General features: G+C 61.6%; 16 protein-coding genes. 11 read left to right on the forward strand and 5 right to left on the reverse strand.

Features of this window, described 5'->3' with window-relative positions:
* Positions 1–27: 27 nt before the first annotated feature.
* Both AC07W7_RS08225 and AC07W7_RS08230 read left to right on the forward strand, forming a co-directional pair.
* Positions 28–660: a 2OG-Fe(II) oxygenase gene (locus tag AC07W7_RS08225; RefSeq protein WP_169900895.1), complete on the forward strand. Its 633-nt coding sequence runs from the start codon at positions 28–30 to the stop codon at positions 658–660.
* Positions 661–662: 2 nt separating this feature from the next.
* Complete coding sequence (locus AC07W7_RS08230; RefSeq protein ID WP_495039068.1) at positions 663–1,157, forward strand: 2-thiouracil desulfurase family protein; 495 nt, start codon at positions 663–665, stop codon at positions 1,155–1,157.
* A 64-nt stretch (positions 1,158–1,221) separates the two neighbouring features.
* On the opposite strand, the gene AC07W7_RS08235 is transcribed toward AC07W7_RS08230, so the two are convergent.
* Positions 1,222–1,845 (reverse strand): transporter substrate-binding domain-containing protein, encoded by a 624-nt coding sequence (locus AC07W7_RS08235; protein WP_076963664.1) that lies wholly within the window; start codon positions 1,843–1,845, stop codon positions 1,222–1,224.
* A 134-nt stretch (positions 1,846–1,979) separates the two neighbouring features.
* Here AC07W7_RS08235 and AC07W7_RS08240 point away from each other — a divergent pair, with 134 nt between their 5' ends.
* Entirely contained in the window at positions 1,980–2,417 is a 438-nt protein-coding gene (locus AC07W7_RS08240; RefSeq protein ID WP_076963665.1) for a DUF4399 domain-containing protein, read from the forward strand.
* A gap of 62 nt (positions 2,418–2,479) precedes the next feature.
* Here the strand turns inward: AC07W7_RS08240 and serA are convergent, their stop codons facing one another.
* Complete coding sequence (gene serA / locus AC07W7_RS08245; RefSeq protein ID WP_076963666.1) at positions 2,480–3,709, reverse strand: phosphoglycerate dehydrogenase; 1,230 nt, start codon at positions 3,707–3,709, stop codon at positions 2,480–2,482.
* A 205-nt stretch (positions 3,710–3,914) separates the two neighbouring features.
* Here serA and AC07W7_RS08250 point away from each other — a divergent pair, with 205 nt between their 5' ends.
* The 4 genes from AC07W7_RS08250 (at position 3,915) to AC07W7_RS08265 (ending at position 8,232) form a co-directional block, all read left to right on the forward strand.
* Positions 3,915–5,309, forward strand: a complete 1,395-nt coding sequence (locus AC07W7_RS08250; RefSeq protein WP_495039069.1) for an FAD-binding oxidoreductase — start codon at positions 3,915–3,917, stop codon at positions 5,307–5,309.
* A 24-nt stretch (positions 5,310–5,333) separates the two neighbouring features.
* Positions 5,334–5,999 (forward strand): fumarylacetoacetate hydrolase family protein, encoded by a 666-nt coding sequence (locus tag AC07W7_RS08255; RefSeq protein WP_495039070.1) that lies wholly within the window; start codon positions 5,334–5,336, stop codon positions 5,997–5,999.
* A gap of 265 nt (positions 6,000–6,264) precedes the next feature.
* Positions 6,265–7,191 carry an SdiA-regulated domain-containing protein gene (locus tag AC07W7_RS08260; protein ID WP_099168592.1) on the forward strand — a complete coding sequence of 309 codons (927 nt, stop codon included), beginning with the start codon at positions 6,265–6,267 and terminating at the stop codon, positions 7,189–7,191.
* Between the two features lie 120 nt (positions 7,192–7,311).
* On the forward strand, positions 7,312–8,232 hold the full coding sequence (locus tag AC07W7_RS08265) for an SdiA-regulated domain-containing protein (RefSeq protein WP_495039071.1): 921 nt from the start codon (positions 7,312–7,314) through the stop codon (positions 8,230–8,232).
* Positions 8,233–8,239: 7 nt separating this feature from the next.
* On the opposite strand, the gene AC07W7_RS08270 is transcribed toward AC07W7_RS08265, so the two are convergent.
* Entirely contained in the window at positions 8,240–10,186 is a 1,947-nt protein-coding gene (locus AC07W7_RS08270; protein ID WP_495039072.1) for an autotransporter domain-containing protein, read from the reverse strand.
* A 348-nt stretch (positions 10,187–10,534) separates the two neighbouring features.
* Positions 10,535–11,206, reverse strand: coding sequence for a ribose-5-phosphate isomerase RpiA (rpiA, locus tag AC07W7_RS08275; RefSeq protein WP_495039073.1), 672 nt, complete (start codon positions 11,204–11,206; stop codon positions 10,535–10,537).
* A 136-nt stretch (positions 11,207–11,342) separates the two neighbouring features.
* Between rpiA and ilvA the strand changes: the two genes are divergently transcribed.
* Both ilvA and AC07W7_RS08285 read left to right on the forward strand, forming a co-directional pair.
* Positions 11,343–12,857 (forward strand): threonine ammonia-lyase, biosynthetic, encoded by a 1,515-nt coding sequence (ilvA, locus tag AC07W7_RS08280; protein WP_197881431.1) that lies wholly within the window; start codon positions 11,343–11,345, stop codon positions 12,855–12,857.
* 40 nt (positions 12,858–12,897) lie between these two features.
* Positions 12,898–13,311, forward strand: a complete 414-nt coding sequence (locus tag AC07W7_RS08285; protein WP_495039074.1) for a DUF2269 family protein — start codon at positions 12,898–12,900, stop codon at positions 13,309–13,311.
* A gap of 107 nt (positions 13,312–13,418) precedes the next feature.
* Here the strand turns inward: AC07W7_RS08285 and AC07W7_RS08290 are convergent, their stop codons facing one another.
* Positions 13,419–14,075 carry a histidinol-phosphatase gene (locus tag AC07W7_RS08290; protein ID WP_495039075.1) on the reverse strand — a complete coding sequence of 219 codons (657 nt, stop codon included), beginning with the start codon at positions 14,073–14,075 and terminating at the stop codon, positions 13,419–13,421.
* Between the two features lie 143 nt (positions 14,076–14,218).
* Between AC07W7_RS08290 and AC07W7_RS08295 the strand changes: the two genes are divergently transcribed.
* A complete protein-coding gene (locus tag AC07W7_RS08295) occupies positions 14,219–14,698 on the forward strand; it encodes an RNA pyrophosphohydrolase (RefSeq protein WP_003176750.1) in 480 nt (159 codons plus the stop codon).
* A 22-nt stretch (positions 14,699–14,720) separates the two neighbouring features.
* Positions 14,721–17,000 carry a phosphoenolpyruvate--protein phosphotransferase gene (ptsP, locus tag AC07W7_RS08300; protein WP_099168596.1) on the forward strand — a complete coding sequence of 760 codons (2,280 nt, stop codon included), beginning with the start codon at positions 14,721–14,723 and terminating at the stop codon, positions 16,998–17,000.
* Positions 17,001–17,037 lie beyond the last annotated feature (37 nt).

Raw genomic sequence — 17,037 nt, forward strand, 5'->3', positions numbered from 1 at the left:
TGTCGGTTTTCCAGGCGTATGGATACTATGCGCGCCATGCACATATCCCCTGATGACCCGCTGCTGCTACGCATCGTCGACGACCTGGCCGTGAAAGGCTGGTCGCAGCAGAACATCTTCCTGCCAGAGGCTCTGACCCTGGAACTGGCGGCTGAGTGCCATAAACGTGCCGCTGAAGGTGAATTGGCACCGGCCGCTGTAGGACGAGGCCCAGCCCAGGAGATTCGCGAGGGGATCCGTGGCGACCATATCCAGTGGCTGGAACCCGGCCAGGCGTCGGTGTGCGATCGCTATCTGGGGCTGATGGACAGCCTGCGGCTGGCGATGAACCGCGGGCTGTTCCTTGGCCTGGAAGAGTTTGAATGCCACTTCGCCATGTACCCGCCAGGGGCGTTCTACCTCAAGCACCTCGACCGTTTTCGCGACGATGACCGGCGCATGGTCTCGGCGGTGGTCTACCTGAACCAGGACTGGCTGCCCGAGCACGGCGGCCAGTTGCGCATGTACCTCAAGGATGGCGTTGAATACGACGTGGACCCTGCCGGCGGTTGCCTGGTGGTGTTCCTGTCGGGGGACGTGCCCCATGAAGTCCTGCCCGCCCACCGCGAACGCCTGTCCCTGACCGGCTGGTTTCGCCGGCGGGGCAACGAGCCGTTTTGAGCGTGCAAAAGATTCTGGTCAGCCGCTGCCTGTTGGGGCATTGGGTACGTTACGACGGTGGCGCCAGCGGGCCGTTCGACCAACTGGCCGCCTGGCAGGCCGAAGGCCGGGTAGTTGCATTGTGCCCGGAAGTGGCCGGTGGCCTGCCCACGCCACGACCCCCGGCCGAAATTCCGGGTGGGCAAGGGCTGGATGTGTGGGAAGGCCGGGCCCGGGTGTTGACCGCCGATGGCGCGGACTTCAGCGAAGCCTTCCTTGAGGGCGCGCGCCAGGCTTTGGCCCTGGTGCAGCGCCATGGCATCGGCATTGCCGTGCTCAAGGCCAACAGTCCGTCATGCGGCAACCTGCTGACGTATGACGGCACCTTCAGTGGGGTGAAAGTTGCGGGCGAAGGGGTGACGGCGGCGTTGCTCAAGCGCCATGGGGTGCAGGTGTTCAGCGAATTGGAACTGGCCGAGGCTGCGGTAGCCCTGGCCCTGCTCTCAAATCCGACCTAAAAGCCCATGTGGCAAGCCCGCCCCCACACAAGCCCTCCCACACACAAGTCTGGTCCCACATGGGTTATTTGGTGGGTTTGCTGGTGTCTGCCTCAAACCACTTTTCCGACAATGCCGTCAGCCGCCCATCGGCCTTGATCCGCTCCAGCGCTTTGTCCAGGCTCGACTTGAACGCCGGGTTGCCCTTCTGGAAGGGGATCGCCAGGGTCAAAGTCGCTTTGCTATCACCCCGGCTGCGCAGATCCACGCCCTCGCTGGGCTTTGCGGCAAACTGGCTGCCCTTGAGGGTGTCCAGGTTGCTCAGCAGGCGTTTGGGTTGCTTGTGCGCAATCAAGCGGGCGCTGGAATAGCTATACGGCGTGCTGAAATCGAAACGATCGCGCAGTTCAGGAGTCACAGCGATGTGGTTGATCGCCACGTCGTACTTGCCGCTTTCCACACCGGGCAGCAAGTCGCTGTCGTCGGTGGTGATAAAGGAGGCGCGTACGTCCATTTCCCGAGCCAGCAACTCACCCAGTTCCACTTCAAAACCGGTGAGTTTGTCGCCTTCCTTGAAGTTGAAGGGCGGCGTGTCTGCTTCCAGGGCAATGCGCAGTTCCCCACGGTCAAACACGTCGTCGAACAGTTCGGCGTGAGCCAAGGGGCTCAACAAAGGCAACACAAGTAACAGGCCAGGCAAAAAGCGCATGGTCACTCCTAAAGAATTCAAAGGTGCGAGACGCGATTCAGGCTCGCTTTGCTATGGTGTCGAGTGCCTTGGACAACGTTTCATCACTAAGTTGTCATAACCCTACAGATTTCACAGAAAAACTGGAGAAGTTAATGAAAGCCATTTTGTCTCGTGCAACCCTGGCCAGTCTTTTGCTGGGGGCTTCCATGCTGGCCTCGGCGGCCGATATCCCACGTACACCGGCACCCAAGGGGGCTGAAGTGTCCATTGTCTCGCCCAAGGACGGCGCCACCGTCGACAAGACCTTTACCGTCGAGTTTGGCATCAAGGGCATGGACCTGGAGCCCATCGACAAACAGGTGCCAGGTGCCGGCCATCACCACCTGCTGATCGACCAGACGCAACTGCCTGACCCAAGCCAGCCGATCCCGGCCACTGCGACCGTGATCCATTTCGGCAAGGCACAAACCAAGACCGAACTGACCCTGGCCCCGGGCAAGCACACTCTGCAACTGCTGGCGGGCGATAACCTGCATCGTCAGTTCGAGCCTACTGTAGCCTCAAAAGTGATTACGATTACCGTGAAGTAAGATTTGTTCAGACGAAAAAAGGGAGCCCCGCGGGGCTCCCTTTTTCGTACACACTTGAAGCTTTAGAACAGCACGCGGCTACGAATAGTACCGCTGATGTGCTGCAGCTTTTCTTGCGCCAGGTCCGAGTACTCGGCATCGACGTCGATCACCACGTAGCCGACCTTCTCGTTGGTCTGCAGGAACTGACCGGAGATGTTGATGCCGTTTTCCGCGAAGACCTTGTTGATCTCCATCATCACGCCAGGAATGTTCTGGTGGATGTGCAGCAGGCGGTGCTTGCCAGGGTGAGCCGGCAGGGCCACTTCCGGGAAGTTGACCGAGGACACCGACGTACCGTTGTCGCTGTACTTGACCAGCTTTTCTGCCACTTCCAGGCCGATGTTGGCCTGGGCTTCAGCGGTGGAACCGCCGATGTGCGGGGTCAGGATCACGTTGTCCAGGCCACGCAGCGGGCTCTCAAAGATGTCGTCGTTGGAGCGCGGTTCCACCGGGAACACGTCGATGGCGGCGCCGATCAGGTGCTTGTCCTTGATCGCGTCGGCCAGGGCGTCCAGCTCGACCACGGTGCCGCGCGCGGCGTTGATCAGGATCCCGCCCTTCTTGATGGCGCGGATTTCCTTCTCGCCGATCATCCACTGGGTCTCAGCGGTTTCCGGCACGTGCAGGGTCACGATATCGGACATGCCCAGCAGTTCGGTCAGGCTCGACACCTGGGTGGCGTTGCCCAGCGGCAGCTTGGTCAGGGTGTCGTAGAAAAACACCTGCATCCCCAGGCCTTCAGCCAGTACCGACAACTGGGTACCGATCGAGCCGTAACCGACGATACCCAGCTTCTTACCGCGGATTTCAAAGGAGTTGGCCGCGCTTTTGATCCAGCCGCCACGGTGGCAGGAAGCGTTTTTCTCAGGGATGCCACGCAGCAACAGGATCGCTTCCGCCAACACCAGCTCCGCCACGGAACGGGTGTTGGAGTACGGGGCGTTGAACACCGCGATACCGCGCTCGCGCGCCGCATTGAGGTCGACCTGGTTGGTGCCGATGCAGAAACAGCCGACCGCCACCAACTTCTTGGCGTGGTCGAAGACCTCTTCGGTCAGCTGGGTGCGGGAGCGAATGCCGATAAAGTGCGCGTCGGCGATCTTTTCCTTGAGCTGGGATTCCGGCAGAGAACTGGTGATGTACTCAATGCTGGTGTACCCGGCGGCCTTTAGGACGTCGACGGCCGATGGGTGGACGCCTTCCAGAAGAAGGAACTTGATCTTGCTCTTATCGAGAGAAGTCTTGCTCATCTGCGTAAACCTGTGTCCCGGAGAAAAATGGCAGGGAATCGGATCGTTTAAGCTGACCCGGACGGCAGGAAAGCCGTCACCGCAGAAACGCCCTTGGGCTCTGTCCTGCGGGGGCGGTATGCTAGCATACGCGCCCCGCTAAACACTCATTCCTGCGACGTGAAGCGTTCTCAGGATGACCATGAATTGTTCGAGAGTTCTGTCGATGACCCATCCTGCCCTGATTGATGAGCTAAAGACCCTGGTTGAGCCCGGCAAAGTGCTGACCGATGCAGACTCCCTGGAGGCTTACGGCAAGGATTGGACCAAGCACTTCGCCCCCGCGCCGACCGCCATCGTCTTCCCCAAGACCATTGAGCAGGTACAGGCCATTGTCCGTTGGGCCAATGAACACAAGGTGGCGCTGGTGCCGTCCGGTGGGCGTACCGGCTTGTCGGCGGCTGCGGTGGCGGCCAATGGCGAAGTGGTGGTGTCGTTCGACTACATGAACCAGATTCTCGACGTGAACCTCACCGACCGCACCGCCGTGTGCCAGCCGGGCGTGGTCACCAAGCAATTGCAGAACATCGCCGAAGAAAACGGCCTGTACTACCCGGTGGACTTCGCCTCGTCCGGCTCCAGCCAGATTGGCGGCAATATCGGCACCAATGCCGGCGGGATCAAGGTGATTCGCTACGGCATGACCCGCAACTGGGTGGCGGGCATGAAGGTCGTCACCGGCAAGGGCGATGTGCTGGAACTCAACCGCGACCTGATCAAGAACGCCACCGGCTACGACATGCGCCAGCTGTTTATCGGCGCCGAAGGCACCCTGGGCTTTGTGGTCGAGGCCACCATGCGCCTGGACCGGGCCCCTAAAAACCTCACTGCCATGGTCCTGGGCACCGCCGACTTTGACTCGATCATGCCGGTGCTGCATGCATTCCAGGGCAAGCTGGACCTGACCGCCTTCGAGTTCTTCTCCGACAAGGCCCTGGCCAAGGTCATGGCCCGTGGCGATGTACCGGCGCCGTTCGAGACCGATTGCCCGTTCTACGCCCTGCTGGAATTTGAAGCCACCACCGAAGAAGTGGCCAACCACGCCCTGGAAACCTTCGAGCACTGTGTCGAGCAGGGCTGGGTGCTCGATGGCGTGATGAGCCAGAGCGAAACCCAGTTGCACAACCTGTGGAAGCTGCGCGAGTACATCTCCGAGACCATCTCCCACTGGACGCCGTACAAGAACGACATTTCGGTCACCGTGTCGAAAGTGCCGGCATTCCTCAAGGAAATCGATGCGATTGTCGGCAAACACTACCCGGACTTCGAGATCGTCTGGTTCGGCCACATCGGTGACGGCAACCTGCACTTGAACATCCTCAAGCCGCAAAACCTGTCCAAGGATGAGTTCTTCGCCAAGTGTGCCACCGTCAACAAGTGGGTGTTCGAGACCGTCGAGAAGTACAACGGCTCGATCTCCGCCGAACACGGCGTAGGCATGACCAAGCGTGATTACCTGACCTACAGCCGCTCCCCGGTTGAAATCGACTACATGAAGGCAGTGAAAGCCGTGTTCGACCCCAACGGGATCATGAACCCGGGCAAGATCTTCGCTGTTTAACCATCACGCAAGAGGAAGTGGCCCATGAGCTATCAGCACAAGTACGTCGACGGCACCAACATCCACTTTCCACTGGGCAAAGTGGTCTGCATCGGGCGCAACTACGCCGAGCACGCCAAGGAGCTGGACAACCCGGTGCCGACCGAGCCCCTGCTGTTTATCAAGCCGGGCAGCTGCGTGGTGCCCCTGGAAGGCGGTTTTGCCATTCCGGCCGAGCGTGGCTCGGTGCATTACGAGGCGGAAATCGCGGTGCTGATCGGTAAGCCTTTGTCGAAAACCCCGAGCCGTGAAGAAGTGCTGGACGCCATCTCCGGCTTCGCCCCGGCCCTGGACCTGACCTTGCGCGACAAGCAAGCCGAGCTGAAGGCCAAGGGCCTGCCATGGGAAATCGCCAAGTCCTTCGACGGTGCGGCGGTGATTGCCCCGTTCGTGGTCGGCAGCACCTTCCCGGACCTGGCCGAGATTGGCATTCGCCTGACCATCAATGGCCAGGTGCGCCAGGACGGCAGCAGCGCGCAGATGCTCAACCCGATTGTGCCGATGATCCAGCATATGGCGGGCTGCTTCTCGTTGCAGGCCGGTGATGTGATCCTCACCGGCACGCCTGTCGGCGTGGGGCCGCTGGAAGTGGGCGATGAGCTGGTGCTGGAACTGCCGGGCGTGAGCCGCTTCGAGAGCTTCGTACGCTAACGCCCTTACTTATGTAGGAGCTGGCTTGTGTGAGAGCTGGCTTGCCTGCGATGCAAGCACCGTGGTGTATCAGGCACACCGCGGTGATGCTATCGCAGGCAAGCCAGCTCCCACACAAGCCCAGCTCCCACAGTTAATTTGCATACACCCCAAAATCGGGGTTTTGCATTTTTTTCACACGTCATCTGGATAATCCTCGGGCATATGGCACGTAGGCGTTCTGAGCCTGGGCTATCACCTACAGCCGATTATCTGGAATGCCTCCATGGCCGTGCCTCTCCCTTCTGTGAAACCCACGCTTCGTTCGCGCTTGCACATGCGCTGGTATTCCTGGCTGTGCCTGGCGGGGGCGCTGATGTATGGCATTGCCTGGTTGATGCACTGGGATGACCGGGGCGCGTTATGGGTGTTGGAGCGTTTTGAAAGCCCGGTCGAGCGCCAGGAGAGTGTCTGGCTCCCGGATTACCAGGCCGTGATCGATGCCAAGCCGCTGCCCGGCATGGAAAAGGATGAAGCTTCGGACTTGGCCTACGACCCAAGGACCAAGACCCTGTTCGCGGTCATGGGCCGCAACCCATTCCTGGTGGAACTGAGCCTGCAGGGCGATGTGCTGCGCAAGATACCCCTGGTGGGCTGGAGCAACCCGGAAGGCGTGACGGTGATGGAAAACGGCGTGCTGGCCATCGTGGATGAGCGCAGGCACAACGTGACCCTGGTCAAGGTCGATGCCGATACGCGGCAACTGGCCTTCGCTGACTTCCCAAGCTACGACCTGGGCCCCTCCAAGGAGCAGAACAAGGCGTTCGAGGCTGTCACCTGGGACAAGCGCAATCAACAACTGGTGTTGGGCATTGAGCGCCCGGCGCAGCTGTTTACCTGGCACAGCGACGGCGGCCAGGCCCTGGCCGGCGACAAGCAGACATTGCCCAGCTCCGAGCTGGATATCCGCAACCTCTCGGCCCTGAGCGTCGACCCGCGCACTGGCCACCTGTTGGTCTTGTCCGCCGACTCCCATCTGCTGCTGGAACTGGACGAAAAAGGCGAGCAAGTCAGCTTCATGACCGTGCTTGGCGGTTTCAATGGCCTGAAAAACACCATCCCCCGCGCCGAAGGCGTGACCATGGACGAAAACGGCACGTTGTACATGGTCAGCGAGCCCAATCTGTTCTATCGCTTCGAGAGGCAGAAATAGCCGACTTATACGTCGGATTCTTCTCTATGCGCGGCATTCCCCAGACACTGAGCGGTGTTTAAGTTTAAATTCAGGCGGCTGTGATATTCATTTGCCAGTTTTGACTTTGAGCCAGCCCCCATGCGTCGATTGACCCGCCCCAAACCTGCCCTGCTTATCTTGCTGCTGATCGCCTTGGTTGCCGTGGGGGTAGTCGCGCAGCAATTTCGTTTATTCGAGCGCGCCTGGTTCAACTGGCAGGCCTGGCGCCAACCGGCGGACGAGCGCTCCATTGGCCTGGCGGATTATCAGGTGGTGCTGGAGGCGCAGGTGATTGAGGGCCTGGATGATGATGTCTCGGCGCTGACCTACGACCCGGTACGCAAGAGCCTGTTTACCGTGACCAATCAAAATGCCGAACTGGTCGAGTTGTCCCTGGAGGGCAAGATCCTGCGGCGGATTAACCTGGTGGGGTTTGGCGATGCCGAAGCGGTGGAGTTTATCAGCGAGAACACTTATGTGATCAGCGATGAACGCCAGCAGCGCTTGATCAAGATCCACCTGGAGGACGACACGCAGTTCCTCGACGCGGCCGAGGCCGAGCAGATGACCCTGGGTGTGCACCTCAAAGGCAATAAAGGGTTTGAAGGGCTGGCCTATGACTCGGTGGGCAAGCGCCTGTTTGTCGCCAAGGAGCGGGACCCGATGTTGATCTACGAAGTGCACGGGTTTCCCCATTTCAAGCCAGAAAAAACCTACTCGGTCCACGTGGTCAACAACCCCCGGCGTGATGCCGGGCTGTTTGTACGCGACCTGTCCAGCCTGCAATACGATGAGCGCAGCGGCCATTTGCTGGCGCTGTCCGATGAGTCGTACCTGGTGCTGGAACTGGATATCGATGGCCGCCCCTTGAGCAGCCTGTCACTGCTCAAGGGGCGCCATGGCTTGAAAAAGCGCGTGCCCCAGGCCGAGGGTATTGCCATGGATGACGATGGCGCGTTGTACCTGGTCAGCGAGCCGAACCTGTTCTACGTCTTCAAGAAAACCCCCGGCCCTTTGTAGGTACGGGTCAGAACATCCACTGCACACCTAGCGAATAGCCGGTCTGGCTGCCTTCGGCATGGCCCAGGCGGCCATTCACCTCGGCGTACACCCCAAGCTGCGGGGTGATCGCCAATTGGCTGCCGACCTGCGCGCGGCCAAAACTCTTGTCTATTGAACCCAGGCGCGCAGTGCGCACCTGGCCATCAGCTCGTGCAGTCAGGTCCAGGTCGTCCAGGCGGCCGTCGGCCAATTCCTTGACCCAGGCGATGTCGCCGTAGGGCATCAGGCTCAGGCCGTAAGGCAGGGTTACCGCGCCGCGTACGCGCCAGCCGAGGCTGGCTTCCAGGGAATCGAAGGATTGTTCTTCATACTCAAGGGCGGTGCGCAGGTTCTGCTTCTCGTGGAACTTGTCGATGCGCGAGTGGTTGTAATCGAGCCCGGCAAACGGCCCGGTCTTGATCGCGCCCAGGTCGAAGTCATAACCGCCGAGCACCCGGGCCCCCAGGGACAGGGCATCGGTCTCGCCAGTCAACTGCTGGTTAAGCAGCACGGGGCCGCCGTTGGCCTGGATCAGCAGGTTGCGCTTGGAATCGAAGCGGCTGTGGCCCACGCTCAGGTCGCCGGCCAGCCAGGTCGGGCCGCCATCGCTCAACAGGGCGTAGACCGCGGCTTGCCAGGTGTCGCTTTGCAGCTTGCCACGGTGCTCCAGCTTGTCGCGGCCGTTGAGGTAGCTGAGGCTGGCGCCGATATTCAGGCTGCTGCTCAGTTGATAGTCGCCCAGGGCATGCAGGCCCAGGCGCCGGGCCTCGGGGTTGGGGGCGGTGTCGAAGCCGCTGTCGGGGTTGTATTCGCCGTCCACGCCGATCTCGCCATCGAAGCTGCCCACTTCACGGCTGGCCGATTGCAGGGTCAGCCAGCGCCGGTCGTGCAGGCGCACCATGGCCTGGTGCTGGCGCTGCAGGTTGTCCTGCATATTGCGTGCAACCGCGCCGCCCGAGGTGGTAGAGGCCATCAAGTCGGCATTGGTCAGCTCCAGCACCAGGCGGCTGAGCAGACGCGAATAGTCGCGCAGGCGCTGGTCGATGCGCTCCTGGCCGAAGGCATTGGTCAGGACCGTCTTGTTATCTTCGTTGGGGTCGTGCCAGGTCGAGCCGCCGGGGATCGCCGGGTTGTCGGTCTGGGTGTAGCCGTCCAGGGCACCCAGTTCCCAGTTGGTGGCTTCGATATACAGGATGGGAATGTTCAGCGGCTCGAAGGCCTCGCCATCACTGCAACAACCGGTGCCGGCGGGGTATTGCGGGTCCAGGCCGGGGTTGGTGAACAGGTTGATGTTCAACTCCCTGGCGATCTGCAACGTGTGTTCGCGCAACGCCGCCAGGGCCGGGTTGGCCGTGCTGTTCTGGCCCGCGTGGGCGTACATCTTGTCGCCGGTGATCAGGCTGTCGAGGTTGATCATGGCCAGCATGTTGGCGCGCTGGCTGGCGCTCAACGACTCCACAAACGCCTTGGAGCCACGCAAGCCTTCCTCTTCGGCGCCGAAGCCGACGATCTGCAAGCCGTTTTCCAGTTGCAGGCCACCGAGGTTTTTCGCCACTTCAGTCAGCACGCTGGCGCCGGAACCGTTGTCGTCCAGGCCCTGCAGGGCCGGGCGGCCGAAGTAGGTATCGAAGTGCGCGCCAATCACCACGTACTGCGGTTTGGTGCCGGCGGCGTAGGCCACCACGTTCTGCGAGGCGCGGCTGCCGGCGTTCCAAGTGAAGTCCTGGCGACTGATGTTATAGGCGCTGCCCATCTGGCTCTGCATCCAGTCGGCGGCCCCGGCGAAGTTGGCCGTGCCGCGGTAGCGGCCGGGGTAGTCGGTGATCAGCTTTTCCAGGGTGACATTGGCGTGCTCGCCATAGTCGTAGGCATGGGATTGAGTCGACAGCAGGGCACAGGCAACGCTGACAGCGAGGGCGAGGGGTTTGATCACAAAGTCTTCCTTGGGGTGATGGAGGGAGTCGCTCGGCGGGACCGATTGCACAATGCGCGCCTCATTCCATGGGGCGGTCGCGAATTGGCGCGTTGTTGGCCGTGGGGGTCGCCTGGCTATAAGTTGTAACGGATTTGATACCAGATGCGGCAGGGGATGCCGTGACTTGGCGCACAAATTGGGGCGGGCGGGGGAGGGAATGCTGCGAAAAGTAGCGTTTTTGTTACATGTTTGTCGGGTAAAACTCGGTCAAGTGTGGGAGCTGGCTTGCCTGCGATAGCATCAACTCGGTCTTGCTGAAAGACCGAATCGCTCGCATCGCAGGCAAGCCAGCTCCCACATACAGCATCAGGCCTTGAGGGTTTTCACGCCTTCGGCGGTCCCCAGCAGCAGCACGTCGGCAGGCCGTGCCGCAAACAAGCCATTGGTGACCACGCCGACGATCGCATTGATCTGGGTCTCCAGTTCCACCGGGTTGGTGATCTGCATGTTGAACACGTCGAGGATGATGTTGCCGTTATCGGTCAACACGCCTTCGCGGTACACCGGGTCGCCGCCCAGTTTCACCAGCTCGCGGGCCACGTGGCTGCGGGCCATGGGGATCACCTCCACCGGCAGCGGGAAGTTGCCCAGTACCGGCACCAGCTTGCTGGCGTCGGCGATGCAGATAAAGGTCTTGGCCACGGCCGCGACGATTTTCTCGCGGGTCAGGGCTGCGCCGCCGCCCTTGATCAGGTTCAGGTGTTCGTCGCTTTCATCGGCGCCGTCGATGTAGAACTCCAGGTCGCTCACGGTATTGAGCTCGTACACCGGGATGCCATGGCCCTTGAGGCGCGCGGCGGTGGCTTCGGAGCTGGCCACGGCGCCGTCGAACGCGCCCTTGTGCAGGGCCAGCGCATCGATAAAGCAATTGGCGGTGGAGCCGGTGCCGACACCGACGATGCTTTTATCGTCGAGCTTGGGAAGGATTAAATCGACGGCGGCCTGGGCCACTGCCTGTTTGAGTTGATCCTGGGTCATGCGGGCTCCGAAGCGGGCGGGGAGTAAAGAGGGGCGCGAGTATAACCCAACAAAACCTCTGGATTCGTGTGGTCGTCCGGCCAAAAGGCGGGTTAGACTCCTCGGCCCTGCCCAACCCGCCCAGTGATGCTTTCCGATGCTCGAACAGTACGTCAAGAAGATCCTCACCTCGCGCGTTTACGACGTTGCCGTGGAAACCCCGTTGCAGACCGCCCGCCAGCTCTCCGAGCGCCTGGGCAACCAGGTCTGGCTCAAGCGCGAAGACTTGCAGCCGGTGTTCTCCTTCAAGATTCGCGGCGCCTACAACAAGCTGACCCAACTGAGTGCCGAAGAGCGTGCGCGTGGCGTGGTCACCGCCTCGGCGGGCAACCATGCCCAGGGCCTGGCCCTGGCGGCCAAGGTGCTGGGGGTCAAGGCCACCATCGTGATGCCCAAGACCACCCCGGAGATCAAGGTCGAAGGCGTGCGCTCCCGTGGCGGCAAAGTGGTGCTGCACGGTGACTCCTTCCCGGAAGCGCTGGCGTATTCGCTGAAACTGGTCGACGAAAAAGGCTACGTCTACATTCACCCCTACGATGACCCACACACCATTGCCGGGCAGGGCACGGTGGCGATGGAGATCCTGCGCCAGCACCCGGGGCCGCTGGACGCGATTTTCGTCCCGGTGGGCGGTGGCGGCCTGATTGCCGGCATCGCGGCGTACGTGAAGTACCTGCGCCCGGAGATCAAGATCATCGGTGTCGAGCCGGACGACTCCAACTGCCTGCAGGCCGCCATGGCCGCGGGTGAGCGGGTGGTACTGCCAGCCGTGGGGATCTTTGCCGATGGCGTGGCCGTGGCGCAGATCGGCCAGCACACCTTCGATATCTGCAAAGACTATGTCGATGAAGTCATCACCGTCAGCACCGATGAAATCTGCGCGGCGATCAAGGATATCTACGACGACACCCGCTCCATCACCGAGCCTGCCGGGGCCCTGGGCGTGGCGGGGATCAAGAAGTACGTGGAGACCCGTGGCGTCAGCGGTCAGACCTTTGTCGCCATTGACTCCGGGGCCAACGTCAACTTCGACCGCCTGCGCCATGTGGCCGAGCGCGCCGAGCTGGGGGAAGGCCGCGAGGCGATCATTGCCGTGACCATCCCCGAGCGCCCGGGCAGCTTCAAGGCCTTCTGCGAGGCCGTGGGCAAGCGCCAGATCACCGAATTCAACTACCGCTACCACTCCGGCAGCGAGGCGCACATTTTTGTCGGGGTGCAGACCCACCCGGAAACCGACCCGCGCAGCGCGCTGATCGCCAGCCTCACCGAGCAGGGTTTCCCGGTGCTGGACCTGACCGAGAACGAACTGGCCAAGCTGCACATCCGTCATATGGTTGGCGGCCACGCGGCGCATGTCAGCAATGAAGTGGTGTTTCGCTTCGAGTTCCCGGAGCGTCCGGGGGCCTTGTTCAACTTTCTTAACAAATTGGGCGGGCGCTGGAACATCTCGATGTTCCACTATCGCAACCACGGCGCGGCCGACGGCCGTGTGGTGGCCGGGCTGCAAGTGCCGGCCAACGAGCGCCACCTGGTGCCGGCGGCATTGGAAGCAATTGGTTACCCGTACTGGGATGAAAGCGACAACCCGGCCTATCAGCTGTTCCTCGGTTGAGCGACTACGCTGATTGGGCGGCCTTTAAGGAATCGAGAGCATGGAATATCTGACGACCCTCAAGACGATCCACATGGTGGCCACCGTGCTGCTGCTGGCCAGTGGCCTGGCCCTGGCCGTGATGAGCTGGCGCAAGCGTGCCGCCGGCCCGGCGGTTACGTTGCACCGGCCATGGCTGTTTGTCTGGGTGTTGATGGGCGTAAGCCTGGTGAGCATGCCGTTTACCGGCTGGTGGCTGGTGCACCTGATCGGCTGGCCTTTGGGGCAGACCTGGATCCTGGGCTCCAGCGTGATCTACAGCGTGGCGGCGCTGGCCTGGTTCTGGCTGGTGGTGCGCCTCAATCGCCTGCGGCTGGGCGGTACGGGCAGCGCGAAATTCACCCTGGCCCTGGCGGTTGTCAGCCTGGTGGGGTTCGTGGCGATTGCCGGGTTGATGGGTGCCAAACCCGTCTGATCGTTCCCACGCTCCGCGTGGTCACGCAGCCCAGGACGCTCTGCGTCCCAGGAGTGGACGCAGAGCGTCCGGTGAGGCATTCCCACGCAGAGCGTGGGAACGAGCATTTAGGCGCGCAGGCTAATCACCGGCCAGCCACGCTTCTGGGCCTCGGCCCGCAGATTCGGGTCCGGATCCACCGCCACCGGGTGAGTCACCTGCTCCAGCAGCGGCAGGTCGTTCATCGAGTCGCTGTAAAAATAGCTGCCCTCCAGGCTATACCCGGTTTCTTCCAGCCAGCGCTTGAGGCGTGTCACCTTGCCTTCACGGAAGCACGGCACATCCGTACTGCGTCCGGTGTAGCGACCATTGGCCATCTCGCATTCGGTGGCGATCAGGGTTTCAACCCCCAAACGTGCGGCAATCGGCGCGGTGACAAAGCGGTTGGTGGCGGTAATGATCACCAGCGTGTCACCGGCGGCGCGGTGCCTGGCCAGCAGTTCAGCCGCCTTGGGCAGCATCAGCGGCTCGATGCAGTCGCGCATGAAGTCGCGGTGCCATTCGTCGAGTTGGGCCATTTCGGTGCTGCCGAGGATCTCCAGGCTGAAGTTCAGGTAGGCGGCGTTGTCCAGCTTGCCGGCCAGGTAATCCTGGTAGAACTCGTCGTTGCGGGTCTTGTAGGCAACGGCATCGAGGATGCCGCGCTCACACAGGTAATCACCCCAGGCGTGGTCACTGTCGCCGCCCAAAAGCGTGTTGTCCAAGTCGAATAAAGCCAGGCGCATTGCGGTTACTCGCTGAAAAGTCTGTAAAAAGGCGTCCAGAATACGGTCTTTTCACAAGAGTGCACATAAGGTAAGCAGCCTCGTTGCCGCTGCAACAAGCTTTGTGGAACAATGCGGCGACATGCGTTTGCGAGGTTGTTGCCGTGATCGACCCCGATGGTTTCCGTCCAAATGTCGGGATTATTCTTACGAATGATGCCGGACAGGTGCTATGGGCTCGCCGAATCAACCAAGATGCCTGGCAGTTTCCCCAGGGTGGGATCAACCCCGACGAAACCCCTGAAGACGCCCTGTACCGTGAGTTGAACGAAGAAGTCGGCCTGGAGCGCGAAGATGTGCAAATTCTGGCCTGTACCCGAGGCTGGTTGCGCTATCGTTTGCCGCAACGCCTGGTGCGTACCCACAGCCAACCGCTGTGCATCGGCCAGAAGCAAAAGTGGTTTCTCCTGCGCCTGATCTCCAACGAGCAGCGGGTGCGGATGGATTTGACCGGTAAACCGGAGTTCGATGGCTGGCGCTGGGTCAGTTATTGGTATCCGTTGGGCCAGGTGGTGACATTCAAGCGCGAGGTTTATCGTCGCGCTCTCAAAGAGCTTGCCCCGCGCCTTTTAGCGCGCGACTGACGACGGAGTTCGACCCCGAGCCATGCTCAATACGCTGCGCAAGATCGTCCAGGAAGTTAACTCCGCCAAGGATCTCAAGGCGGCGTTGGGGATTATTGTGTTGCGCGTCAAGGAAGCCATGGGCAGCCAGGTCTGCTCGGTTTACCTGCTGGACCCCGAGACCAACCGTTTTGTGCTGATGGCCACGGAGGGCTTGAACAAGCGCTCCATCGGCAAGGTCAGCATGGCGCCCAATGAAGGTCTGGTGGGCCTGGTGGGGACGCGTGAAGAACCCCTGAACCTTGAAAACGCGGCCGATCACCCGCGTTATCGCTACTTTGCCGAAACCGGTGAAGAGCGCTATGCCTCATTCCTCGGCGCGCCGATCATCCACCACCGCCGCGTTGTCGGCGTGTTGGTCATCCAGCAGAAAGAACGCCGCCAGTTCGACGAAGGTGAAGAAGCCTTCCTGGTGACCATGAGCGCGCAACTGGCCGGGGTGATCGCCCATGCCGAGGCCACCGGCTCGATTCGCGGCCTGGGGCGCCAGGGCAAGGGCATCCAGGAGGCCAAGTTCGTCGGCGTGCCGGGCTCACCGGGCGCCGCGGTGGGTACGGCGGTGGTCATGCTGCCCCCGGCCGACCTGGATGTGGTGCCGGACAAGTCCGTCGATGACATCGACGCGGAAATCAAACTGTTCAAGACCGCCCTGGAAGGCGTGCGCGCCGACATGCGCAACCTGTCGACCAAGCTGGCCACCCAGTTGCGCCCCGAAGAACGGGCGCTGTTCGACGTGTACCAGATGATGCTCGACGACGCGTCCCTGGGTAACGAAGTCAAGACCGTGATCAAGACCGGCCAGTGGGCCCAGGGCGCGCTGCGCCAGGTGGTCACCGATCACGTCAACCGCTTTGAACTGATGGACGACGCCTACCTGCGCGAGCGCGCCTCGGATGTGCGTGACCTGGGTCGGCGCCTGCTGGCCTACCTGCAGGAAGACCGCAGCACCAACCTGGTGTACCCCGACAACACCATCCTGATCAGTGAAGAACTGACCGCCACCATGCTCGGCGAAGTGCCAGAAGGCAAACTGGTGGGCCTGGTCTCGGTGTTGGGCTCGGGCAACTCCCACGTGGCGATCCTGGCCCGGGCCATGGGCATCCCGACGGTGATGGGCCTGGTGGACCTGCCGTATTCCAAGGTCGACGGTATCGCGATGATCGTCGACGGGCACCGTGGCGAGGTGTTCACCAACCCCAGCGAGGTGCTGCGCAAGCAGTACGCCGAAATTGTCGAGGAGGAGCGCCAGCTGTCCCAGGGTCTCGACGCCCTGCGTGAACTGCCCTGCGTGACCCTCGACGGCCACCGTGTACCGCTGCTGGTCAATACTGGCCTGCTGGCGGACGTGGCGCGTGCTCAACAACGTGGCGCCGAAGGGGTGGGCCTGTACCGCACCGAAGTGCCATTTATGATCAACCAACGTTTCCCGAGCGAGAAGGAGCAGCTGGCGATTTATCGCGAGCAACTGTCCGCCTTCCATCCGTTACCGGTGACGATGCGCAGCCTGGACATCGGCGGCGACAAGTCACTGTCTTATTTCCCCATCAAGGAAGACAACCCCTTCCTTGGCTGGCGCGGCATCCGCGTGACCCTCGACCACCCCGAAATCTTCCTCGTCCAGACCCGCGCCATGCTCAAGGCCAGCGAAGGCCTGAACAACCTGCGCATCCTCCTGCCGATGATCTCCGGCACTCACGAGCTGGAAGAAGCCCTGCACCTGATCCACCGGGCCTGGGGCGAAGTGCGCGACGAAGGCGCCGACGTGCCGATGCCGCCGATTGGCGTGATGATCGAAATCCCGGCCGCGGTGTACCAGGCCAAGGAACTGGCGCGGCAGGTGGACTTCCTGTCGGTGGGCTCCAACGACCTGACCCAATACCTGCTGGCCGTGGACCGCAACAACCCACGGGTGGCCGACCTCTACGACTACCTGCACCCGGCGGTGCTGCAAGCCTTGCAGAACGTGGTGCGCGACGCCCATGCCGAAGGCAAGCCGGTGAGTATCTGCGGGGAAATGGCCGGTGATCCGGCGGCGGCGGTGCTGTTGATGGCCATGGGCTTTGACAGCCTGTCGATGAACGCCACCAACCTGCCGAAGGTCAAGTGGATGCTGCGCCAGATCAACCTGAGCAAGGCCAAGGACCTGCTGGCGGAGTTGATGACCATCGACAACCCGCAAGTTATCCACAGCTCGCTGCAATTGGCCCTGAAAAGCCTGGGGTTGGCGCGGATGATCAATCCGACCGCGACAAAAACCCTCTAAAAAATGTGGGAGCGGGCTTGCCCGCGATTGCGGTAGG

It is taken from the genome of Pseudomonas sp. GW821-FHT01D09, assembly GCF_059422465.1.

What these genes read in the sequence shown, in the direction of transcription:
- AC07W7_RS08225 (WP_169900895.1), top strand. Translation starts at nt 28, where the DNA reads ATGCGCGCCATGCACATATCCCCTGATGACCCGCTGCTGCTACGCATC.
- AC07W7_RS08235 (WP_076963664.1), bottom strand. Translation starts at nt 1,845, where the DNA reads ATGCGCTTTTTGCCTGGCCTGTTACTTGTGTTGCCTTTGTTGAGCCCC.
- AC07W7_RS08240 (WP_076963665.1), top strand. Translation starts at nt 1,980, where the DNA reads ATGAAAGCCATTTTGTCTCGTGCAACCCTGGCCAGTCTTTTGCTGGGG.
- serA (WP_076963666.1), bottom strand. Translation starts at nt 3,709, where the DNA reads ATGAGCAAGACTTCTCTCGATAAGAGCAAGATCAAGTTCCTTCTTCTG.
- AC07W7_RS08250 (WP_495039069.1), top strand. Translation starts at nt 3,915, where the DNA reads ATGACCCATCCTGCCCTGATTGATGAGCTAAAGACCCTGGTTGAGCCC.
- AC07W7_RS08255 (WP_495039070.1), top strand. Translation starts at nt 5,334, where the DNA reads ATGAGCTATCAGCACAAGTACGTCGACGGCACCAACATCCACTTTCCA.
- AC07W7_RS08260 (WP_099168592.1), top strand. Translation starts at nt 6,265, where the DNA reads ATGGCCGTGCCTCTCCCTTCTGTGAAACCCACGCTTCGTTCGCGCTTG.
- AC07W7_RS08265 (WP_495039071.1), top strand. Translation starts at nt 7,312, where the DNA reads ATGCGTCGATTGACCCGCCCCAAACCTGCCCTGCTTATCTTGCTGCTG.
- rpiA (WP_495039073.1), bottom strand. Translation starts at nt 11,206, where the DNA reads ATGACCCAGGATCAACTCAAACAGGCAGTGGCCCAGGCCGCCGTCGAT.
- ilvA (WP_197881431.1), top strand. Translation starts at nt 11,343, where the DNA reads ATGCTCGAACAGTACGTCAAGAAGATCCTCACCTCGCGCGTTTACGAC.
- AC07W7_RS08285 (WP_495039074.1), top strand. Translation starts at nt 12,898, where the DNA reads ATGGAATATCTGACGACCCTCAAGACGATCCACATGGTGGCCACCGTG.
- AC07W7_RS08290 (WP_495039075.1), bottom strand. Translation starts at nt 14,075, where the DNA reads ATGCGCCTGGCTTTATTCGACTTGGACAACACGCTTTTGGGCGGCGAC.
- ptsP (WP_099168596.1), top strand. Translation starts at nt 14,721, where the DNA reads ATGCTCAATACGCTGCGCAAGATCGTCCAGGAAGTTAACTCCGCCAAG.